The sequence below is a fragment of the Pseudomonas sp. 24 E 13 genome (genome assembly GCF_900004715.1).
Lineage (GTDB): Bacteria > Pseudomonadota > Gammaproteobacteria > Pseudomonadales > Pseudomonadaceae > Aquipseudomonas > Aquipseudomonas orientalis_A.
In genome coordinates this window covers 53,242-61,372 of sequence record NZ_CVTO01000112.1, presented here as the reverse complement: position 1 = coordinate 61,372, position 8,131 = coordinate 53,242, and the positions used below count along the sequence as shown (strand labels likewise).

The 8,131-nt window shown below is 61.5% G+C and carries 8 protein-coding genes; 5 read left to right on the top strand and 3 right to left on the bottom strand.

From position 1 onward, the window contains the following. Positions 1-192: 192 nt before the first annotated feature. Complete coding sequence (gene orn, locus BFP90_RS11440; RefSeq protein ID WP_065886529.1) at positions 193-735, bottom strand: oligoribonuclease; 543 nt, start codon at positions 733-735, stop codon at positions 193-195. A 108-nt stretch (positions 736-843) separates the two neighbouring features. Between orn and rsgA the strand changes: the two genes are divergently transcribed. Both rsgA and BFP90_RS27315 read left to right on the top strand, forming a co-directional pair. Further along, positions 844-1,875 carry a small ribosomal subunit biogenesis GTPase RsgA gene (rsgA, locus tag BFP90_RS11435; RefSeq protein WP_065886530.1) on the top strand — a complete coding sequence of 344 codons (1,032 nt, stop codon included), beginning with the start codon at positions 844-846 and terminating at the stop codon, positions 1,873-1,875. A gap of 286 nt (positions 1,876-2,161) precedes the next feature. After that, positions 2,162-2,557 carry a type II toxin-antitoxin system PemK/MazF family toxin gene (locus BFP90_RS27315; RefSeq protein ID WP_083203225.1) on the top strand — a complete coding sequence of 132 codons (396 nt, stop codon included), beginning with the start codon at positions 2,162-2,164 and terminating at the stop codon, positions 2,555-2,557. Positions 2,558-2,617: 60 nt separating this feature from the next. Here the strand turns inward: BFP90_RS27315 and motB are convergent, their stop codons facing one another. Further along, on the bottom strand, positions 2,618-3,640 hold the full coding sequence (gene motB / locus BFP90_RS11425; RefSeq protein ID WP_065894492.1) for a flagellar motor protein MotB: 1,023 nt from the start codon (positions 3,638-3,640) through the stop codon (positions 2,618-2,620). Between the two features lie 3 nt (positions 3,641-3,643). Next, complete coding sequence (motA, locus tag BFP90_RS11420; protein ID WP_065886533.1) at positions 3,644-4,495, bottom strand: flagellar motor stator protein MotA; 852 nt, start codon at positions 4,493-4,495, stop codon at positions 3,644-3,646. Between the two features lie 167 nt (positions 4,496-4,662). On the opposite strand from motA, the gene BFP90_RS11415 reads away from it, so the two are divergent. The 3 genes from BFP90_RS11415 to asd are packed head-to-tail and all read left to right on the top strand — an operon-like array spanning position 4,663 to position 7,947. Then, on the top strand, positions 4,663-6,198 hold the full coding sequence (locus tag BFP90_RS11415) for an HDOD domain-containing protein (protein ID WP_065894490.1): 1,536 nt from the start codon (positions 4,663-4,665) through the stop codon (positions 6,196-6,198). A gap of 57 nt (positions 6,199-6,255) precedes the next feature. Next, positions 6,256-7,071, top strand: a complete 816-nt coding sequence (gene rhdA, locus BFP90_RS11410) for a thiosulfate sulfurtransferase (protein WP_065894488.1) — start codon at positions 6,256-6,258, stop codon at positions 7,069-7,071. Between the two features lie 15 nt (positions 7,072-7,086). After that, positions 7,087-7,947, top strand: a complete 861-nt coding sequence (asd, locus tag BFP90_RS11405) for an archaetidylserine decarboxylase (RefSeq protein ID WP_065896721.1) — start codon at positions 7,087-7,089, stop codon at positions 7,945-7,947. Positions 7,948-8,131: the final 184 nt, after the last annotated feature.

Genomic DNA, 8,131 nt, shown 5'->3' with positions numbered 1-8,131 from the left:
AACGGGGCGCCTGAGATCAAGATCAAAAGCCAGATCAAGAGCGGCTCGCTTCGCATCGTGGTTGCGGTTGAGCGCTGCTGAGTTGTGTAGATACCTATGCCCCGATAAGGGAGTGTCAGTCAATGAATCCGGGCCTGACACACCGCCATCGGGGGCAAGCCCCCTCCCACATGTCCAGCGGTCGCGCCGATTTCAAGCCTTGATGAAATGCTTGCGGTAATGCTGCAACTCGGCGATCGACTCGCGGATATCGTCCAGCGCCAGGTGCGTGCTGCCCTTATGGAAGCTGTCCTTGACCTCCGGCGCCCAGCGCGCGGCCAGCTCCTTCAAGGTCGACACGTCCAGGTTGCGATAATGGAAGTAGCTTTCCAGCCCCTTCATATGCGTATAAAGGAAGCGCCGGTCCTGGCAGATGCTGTTGCCGCAGATCGGCGACTTGCCCCTGGGTACCCATTTTTCCAGGAAGGCGATGGTTTCGGCTTCGGCCTCGGCCATGCTGATGCGGCTGTCGCGTACCCGCTGGGTCAGGCCCGAGTTGCCATGGGTGCGGGTATTCCACTCATCCATGGTGGCGAGCACGGCATCGCTGTGGTGAATGGCGATCACCGGACCTTCGGCCAAGGTGTTGAGGTTGCTGTCGGTGACAATGGTCGCCATCTCGATGATGACGTCGGTGTCGGGGTTCAGACCGGTCATTTCCAGATCGATCCAAATCAGGTTCTGTGGGTTTTGCATGGCTTGATTCTCTTGGCACCTTGGCGTAGCTGCGCAGTTTAGCAGGCGGCGCCGTGCTAGACTCGCGACCGTTTTACCCAACTTTTGCATTATCGACACGGAACACCAATGGCCAAACGCCAGCTCAATCGTCGCCAAAACTGGCGCATCGAAAAGATTCAAGGTGAACGCGCAGCGCGCGCCGCCAAACGTGAATCCTCCGCCGTGGAAGCGCTCGAGGGCGGCGACCTGGGGCCCGAACAAACCGGCCTGGTGATCGCGCACTTCGGCGTGCAGGTCGAAGTCGAGGCGCTGGAAGGCGAACTCGCAGGCACGGTGTCCCGCTGCCACCTGCGCGCCAACCTGCCCGCGCTGGTCACGGGCGACAAAGTCGTGTGGCGCGCCGGCAACCAGGGCATCGGCGTGATCGTCGCCCAGTTGCCACGCAGTACCGAACTGCGCCGCCCCGACAGCCGCGGTCAGCTCAAGCCGGTGGCGGCCAACGTCGACATGATTGTGATTGTGTTCGCGCCGCTGCCCGAGCCCCACGCCAACCTGATCGACCGCTACCTCGTCGCCGCCGAGCATGCCGGTATCCGCCCGCTGCTGCTGCTGAACAAATTCGACTTGATCGACGAACAGAATGCTCCGGCGCTCAACGCTTTGCTGGCGGTCTACCGCACCCTGGGCTACCCGGTGCTGGAAGTGTCGGCCCATCACGGCAACGGCATGGAACAGCTGCAACAGCAGTTGGACGGGCGCATCAGCGTGTTTGTCGGCCAGTCGGGCGTGGGCAAGTCGTCGTTGGTCAACAGCCTGCTGCCGGAAGTCGACACCCGCGTCGGCCCGCTGTCGGAACTGTCCGGCCAGGGTACGCACACCACCACGACCGCACGGCTGTTCCACTTCCCCGGTGGCGGTGAACTGATCGACTCCCCGGGCATTCGTGAATTCGGCCTCGGCCATGTCAGCCGCAGCGACGTGGAAGCAGGCTTCATCGAGTTCAACGACCTGATCGGCACCTGCCGCTTCCGCGACTGCAAACACGACCGCGAGCCGGGCTGTGCACTGCTCAAGGCGCTGGAGGATGGCCGTGTGCAGCAGCAGCGGATGAACAGCTATCGGTCGATTATTGCGAGCTTGCCTGAGAGCAGTTATTGACGGTCAATTTCTTGATACACATAAACCAGGGTGCTGAACGCCCTAGCCCATTGATTTAACAGGAGCAGGCATCAAGAATCCGGGTCAACTGGGTGGCTGATACACACACGCCAGCTTGTATTCGGATTTCCTGATGCCCATAATTGCTCCGTCACCAGCGAAAGCTGGCAGGAGTCTGGATCCTTTTCGGAGTTGATCCAGCGGCGCAGAAGGGGCGAAGCAAGCTCCGCTGCGTGTCGAATGAAGCCGCCTTCGGGCGGCTTTGCTTTTTGTGGGGAATTAACAGTTGGCTCTCTACTATCACCCCAAACAAGGCGATGTACTGCTGTGTGACTTCACACGAGGTTTTGTAGCGCCAGAGATGTTGAAGATCCGTAAGGTCGTAGTGATATCCCCAACCTCTACACATAATCGCAAGCTGTGCACCGTTGTGCCGATTTCCTCGACCGCACCAGAAATCCAGTACGACTGGCACCCTCTACTACGCGCCAACCCACTTCAATCCGACGGTTATAAAGAGCTGTGGGTGAAATGCGACATGATTTACACCGTCAGCTTCGAACGCCTCGACAAATTGCATAGAAAGACTCGCGCCAAGGGTCGAGAGTACTTCGTACCACGCCTGTGCGCTGATGATATGCGCGGCGTAATCGGTGGTATCAAAGCGTACCTGCCACTCTGACCACACATGAAAAAGCCCCGAATGATCGGGGCTTTTTCATGTGTGGCTTATAGAAGCCGCTTACGACCCCGGCGCCGGCGCAGGCACCGTCGGGTCCTTCACCCCACCGTCATCAAACAGGTTCAGCTTTTGACGCAGCTCATGGGCCGGCAGCGGCTCCTGACCTGGCGGGAGCGCGTTCGGGTCCGCCGGCACTTCACCGGGGGCGCCCTCACCCTGTGCAGGCGGTGGCGGCGGCTGATCGCCCTCAATCGCACGCTGGGCCTTTTTGGTCAACACAACGATATCGATACGCCGGTTGATCGGGTTGAACGGATCTTTCGGATCAAACAACTGCGATGACGCAAAGCCCACCACCCGCGCCACTTGCGGGTCCGGATAGCTGCCGGCCACCAGCGCGCGGCGGGCGGCGTTGGCGCGGTTGGCCGAGAGTTCCCAGTTGCCGAAGTCGCCCTGCCCCGCATAGGGCTTGGCATCGGTGTGGCCGCTGACGCTGATCTTGTTCGGCACCGCCTTGATGGTGTCGGCCATGGCCAGCAGGATATCTTCGAAGTACGGCTTCAAGCGCGCGCTGCCGGAATCGAACATCGGCCGGTTGGCGGCGTCGGTGATCTGGATACGCAAGCCTTCCGGGGTGATCTCGAAGGAAATCTGATCCTTGAATTTCAGCAGTTGCGGGTTTTCCTCAACCTTGTTCTGCAGTTCCTGCAGCAACAGCTCAAGTCGCTCTTTCTCGACCTGTTCGGCCATGGTTTCGACCTGATCGCGCTCGATCGGGATTTTCTCCTGAGGCGATTCGGTCTCAACTTCCGGATTGATGGTGCGCTCCGGCGCCAGCTGCGGCGAGCCGCCCAGATCGATTACGAAGGGTGTACCACTTTCCGAAAAACCAATCGGGTCCTTGAAGTAACCCGCAATGGCGATCTTCTGTTCAGGGGTGGCGGTGGACATCAGCCACAGCACCAGGAAGAACGCCATCATCGCCGTCGCGAAGTCGGCGAAAGCGATTTTCCAGGCGCCGCCGTGATGCCCCGCGGCGAAGCGCTTGACGCGCTTGATGATGATCGGCTGGTTGTTTTCCATGGCTTAGCGACCGCGAACCGCTTGTTCCAGCTCGGAGAAACTTGGGCGATGTTTCGGGTACAAGACCTTGCGCCCGAACTCCACTGCCAGCGACGGCGGCATGCCCGACGCCGAGGCGACCAGGGACGCCTTGATCGCTTCGTAGAGGTTGATTTCTTCCTTGGCGTCATGCGCCAGGGAGGTGGCGAGCGGGCCGAAGAAACCGTAGGCCGCCAGGATACCGAAGAAGGTGCCCACCAGCGCCGCACCGACGTGCATGCCGATGGCCGCCTGATCGCCCTCGCCCAGGGAGGCCATGGTCACCACGATACCCAGTACCGCCGCGACAATACCGAAACCCGGCATGCCGTCGGCAATCCCGGTCACGGCGTGGGAAGGATGCTCCAGCTCTTCCTTGAGGCTGAACAGCTCCATGTCGAACAGGCCTTCAAGCTCATGGGGCGCCATGTTGCCGGAGGACATGATGCGCAGGTAATCGCAGATATACGCGGTCATGCGCTCGTCCTTGAGCACGGCCGGGTACTTGGCGAAGATCGGGCTGGCGGCGGCGTCTTCGATATCCCCTTCGATGGCCATCATGCCTTCGCGGCGGCTCTTGTTGAGGATCTCGTAGACCAGCCCCAGCACTTCCAGATAGAACGTGTGGGAGAAGCGCGAGCTGAACATGCCCAGCGACTTCTTGATCACGTGCATGGTCATGTAGCCCGGATTGGCCTGCAAGAAGGCACCAAAGGCGGCGCCGCCGATGATCAACACTTCGAAAGGCTGAATCAGCGCGGCAATTTTACCGTGGGACAGGACGTACCCGCCGAGCACACTTGCGATGACGACAATGATGCCGATAATTTTAGCCATAGGGGATCTGTACTTGCGCCGTCGGGTTCATGGACATAGTGGGTGCAGCTGAAAAACTCTTGTTCTACTTATCGGCGAAACTGCGCCAGACTATAGCCCGTTAAGGCGAAAAGCCAATTCAGCCCGTTACGGGTGTGTTGAACACATATGATGATCGCGCCCCAATCATGGCTAATGAAACGACAGTCCCAACTGCAAGACCCACCACCCTCGCCGCCTGGATCCAGCGCCTGGACGACGTGCTGCTGCCCGTTCCCCAGGCCAGCCATGAGCGCGTGTGCAAAGCGATCCGCGACAGCCGCAGCTCATTGAGGGACATCGCCGAGCTGATGCAAGACAGCCCGGCCCTGGTGCTCAGCGTGATGCGCGAGGCCAACAGCCACACCCACGGCAGCCTGGCGGAACCGGCGGAAAACCTCGAAGTGGCGCTCAATCGCCTCGGCCTTAAACGCGCCGAAGAACTGCTGGTGCGCCTGCCGTCGGTGCCGGCCCGCGAGATTCCCGTCGCGCTGCGCCAACTGCTGCTGGTCAGCCAGCACGCGTCCCAGCAAGCCAACGGCCTGTTCGGCAGCCGCCTGGCGCGCCTGTGGCAGGATATCCATTGGGGCAGCCTGCTGTTTCTGTCACCGTTGTGGCCGATGGCCGTGGCCTACCCCAAGCTGCTTGAGGAATGGGAGCTGCGGGTGATCCACAAGGGCGAGTCGGCGCGCAAGGTCGAGCAGCAAGTATTCGGCGTGCGCCTGCTGGACCTGTGCCTTGGCCTGACTGCGGCCTGGCACCTGCCGATCTGGGTATCCCAGGGCTATAACCTGCTGCTGGGCGAGCGGCGTCTGCTGGTCAAGGCATTGCGTATCGCCCGCGAAGACGACCCGCTGCGCCACCAGCAGTTACTCGACGCCGAACCCAACCTGCGTCGCTGGCTGAATCAGCCGGCCAACACGGTGCTGTTGGCCAACGGCCTGGCGCTGTCGGCGCAGGAGTCCTGGACCTGCCCGCACACCGAGCGCTGGCAATACCTCACTGCGCTGTACCTGCAAGAGCCACTGGGCGATGTGCAGCAGCAGGTTCACCAGCAAGCGGTCACCAGCGCCCGCAGCACCCTGATGCCTGATCTCTGGCACCCGGCGCTGTCGCTGATCTGGCCGTGGCACGTGCAAAAAGTCCATCGTGGCTTGCTGCCCGCGCCACCGCCCACGGCTGAAGCACTGGCGCTGTGGCGCAACCGTTGCACGGAGCTGCTGGTCGAGCCGAGCCGCTTTGCCAATGCGATGCACCTGACCACGTGCGCCAAGGAAGCCCTGGTCGCCAGCGGCATGCAGCGCGTATTGCTGTTCATGGCCGATCGCGCCTTGAGCACCTTGCGTGTGCATCAGGCCGATGGCTTGCCGAAGGACGCCGCCAACCTGAGCCTGGATGTGGTCAACAGTACATTGCTGCAACGCTTGCTGGAAAAGTCCGCCCAGGTGCGTCTCGGTCCTGACAACCATGCGCAGTTCGCCGCCCTGCTGCCACCGATCCTGCGCCGCCTGTTTACCGGCGAGCACCTGCTGTTGCGCTCGCTGAGCTGTAATGGCCGCGTGGTCATGCTGATGGTAGCTGACCAGGGTGGCGGGCCGTTCTCGGAAACCACCGTGCAAGCCTTCGGCAAAACCGCGCAATGCGTCGAAAAAGCCCTGCACAGCTTTACCAACCGCAGCGCCTGATGCTTGCGCTACAATCGCCCTCCTTTATCGCCAACATTTGTGCCCAGGAGACCTCACATGCCTGACTTCTCTGGCTTGCCGCTGGTGATCGAATGCAGCGACCTGCAAGGTCGCCTTGATGCCGAACACCTGATTCTGGTGGACCTCACCAGTGCCGCCCGCTACGCCGAAGGGCATATCCCCGGCGCGCATTTCGTTGACCCCAGGCGCACCCAGTTGGGCCAACCGCCCGCGCCGGGCCTGCTGCCAAACAAGGCCGACCTGGAAAAGCTGTTCGGCGAACTGGGCCACACACCCGATGCCACTTATGTGGTGTATGACGATGAGGGCGGCGGTTGGGCCGGGCGTTTTATCTGGATGCTCGACGTGATCGGCCATCAGAAATACCACTACCTCGACGGCGGCCTGCTGGCGTGGCTGGACGAGAAGCACCCGTTATCCACCGAGGTGCCGCCCCCCGTCGGCGGCCCGGTCAGCCTCACCTTGCATGACGGCCCCACCGCCACCCGCGAATACCTGCAAAGCCGGCTCGGCGCGGCCGACCTGGCTATCTGGGACGCACGCGGCCCGCTGGAATACTCCGGTGAAAAAGTCCTCGCGGCCAAAGCCGGGCACATCCCCGGCGCCGTGAACTTCGAGTGGACCGCCGGCATGGACACGGCGCGCAGCCTGCGCATCCGCCGCGACATGCCGCAAATCCTCGAAGACCTCGGGCTGACCCGCGATAAAGAAATCATCACCCACTGCCAGACCCACCACCGCTCTGGCTTCACCTACCTGGTGGCCAAGGCGCTCGGTTATCCACGAGTCAAAGGTTATGCCGGTTCCTGGGGCGAATGGGGCAACCACCCCGACACCCCCGTTGAGATTTAAGGTTTAAGGACAGTTATGAAAAAGCAGTTGTTTATCCTCAGCCAGTATTTGCTGCCACACCACTTGCTCTCGCGCCTGGCCGGCTGCATTGCCGAGTGCCGTGTGCGCTGGTTCAAGAATGCCTTCACCCGCTGGTTCGCCAAGCGTTACCAGGTGGACATGTCCCAGGCGCTGGTTGAAGACCTGACCGCCTACGAGCACTTCAATGCCTTCTTCACCCGCGCACTCAAAGACGGCGCGCGCCCACTGGATCAAACGCCGGGCGCCGTACTGAGCCCGGCCGACGGTGCCGTCAGCCAGCTCGGCCCGATCGAACATGGCCGTGTGTTCCAGGCCAAAGGCCACAGCTTCAGCGTGCTGGAACTGCTGGGCGGCGACGCCGCGCTGGCTGCGCCGTTCATGGGCGGCGACTTCGCCACCATCTACCTGTCGCCAAAGGACTACCACCGGGTGCATATGCCACTGGCCGGTACCTTGCGCGAGATGGTCTATGTGCCAGGGCGAATTTTCTCGGTGAACCAGACCACCGCCGAGAACGTACCGGAACTGTTTGCGCGTAACGAGCGGGTGGTCTGCCTGTTCGACACCGAACGCGGGCCGATGGCGGTGGTATTGGTGGGCGCGATGATCGTGGCCTCGATTGAGACCGTATGGGCCGGGCTGGTAACGCCGCCCAAGCGCGAACTGAAAACCTTTCGCTACGACGAAGCTGCCCGTGCGCCGATTCACTTGGAAAAAGGTGCGGAGCTGGGGCGCTTCAAGCTGGGTTCGACCGCTATCGTGCTGTTCGGGCCGGATCAGGTGAAATGGACCGAAGCATTGTTGGCGGGCTCGCCCGTGCAGATGGGCCAGGGTATTGCCCTGCCAAAAGCCTGATTCAGGCACTGTGAAGAACCAAATGTGGGAGGGGGCTTGCCCCCGATGGCGGCCTCTGGGCCGATCAGGATGTTGGATTGGACCGAGTACATATCCGTTTCTGCGGTAACGGCGACTTAGGGTTCCGCCCTGACGGCGGCTCACTTTTGAAAAGCGCAAAAGTAAGCAAAACGCTCTTGCCCCA

Excerpts from the sequence above, each read along its gene's own strand:
- orn (WP_065886529.1), bottom strand. The coding sequence starts at position 735 with ATGCAAAACCCACAGAACCTGATTTGGATCGATCTGGAAATGACCGGT.
- motA (WP_065886533.1), bottom strand. The coding sequence starts at position 4,495 with ATGGCTAAAATTATCGGCATCATTGTCGTCATCGCAAGTGTGCTCGGC.
- rhdA (WP_065894488.1), top strand. The coding sequence starts at position 6,256 with ATGCCTGACTTCTCTGGCTTGCCGCTGGTGATCGAATGCAGCGACCTG.
- asd (WP_065896721.1), top strand. The coding sequence starts at position 7,087 with ATGAAAAAGCAGTTGTTTATCCTCAGCCAGTATTTGCTGCCACACCAC.
- rsgA (WP_065886530.1), top strand. The coding sequence starts at position 844 with ATGGCCAAACGCCAGCTCAATCGTCGCCAAAACTGGCGCATCGAAAAG.
- motB (WP_065894492.1), bottom strand. The coding sequence starts at position 3,640 with ATGGAAAACAACCAGCCGATCATCATCAAGCGCGTCAAGCGCTTCGCC.
- BFP90_RS11415 (WP_065894490.1), top strand. The coding sequence starts at position 4,663 with ATGGCTAATGAAACGACAGTCCCAACTGCAAGACCCACCACCCTCGCC.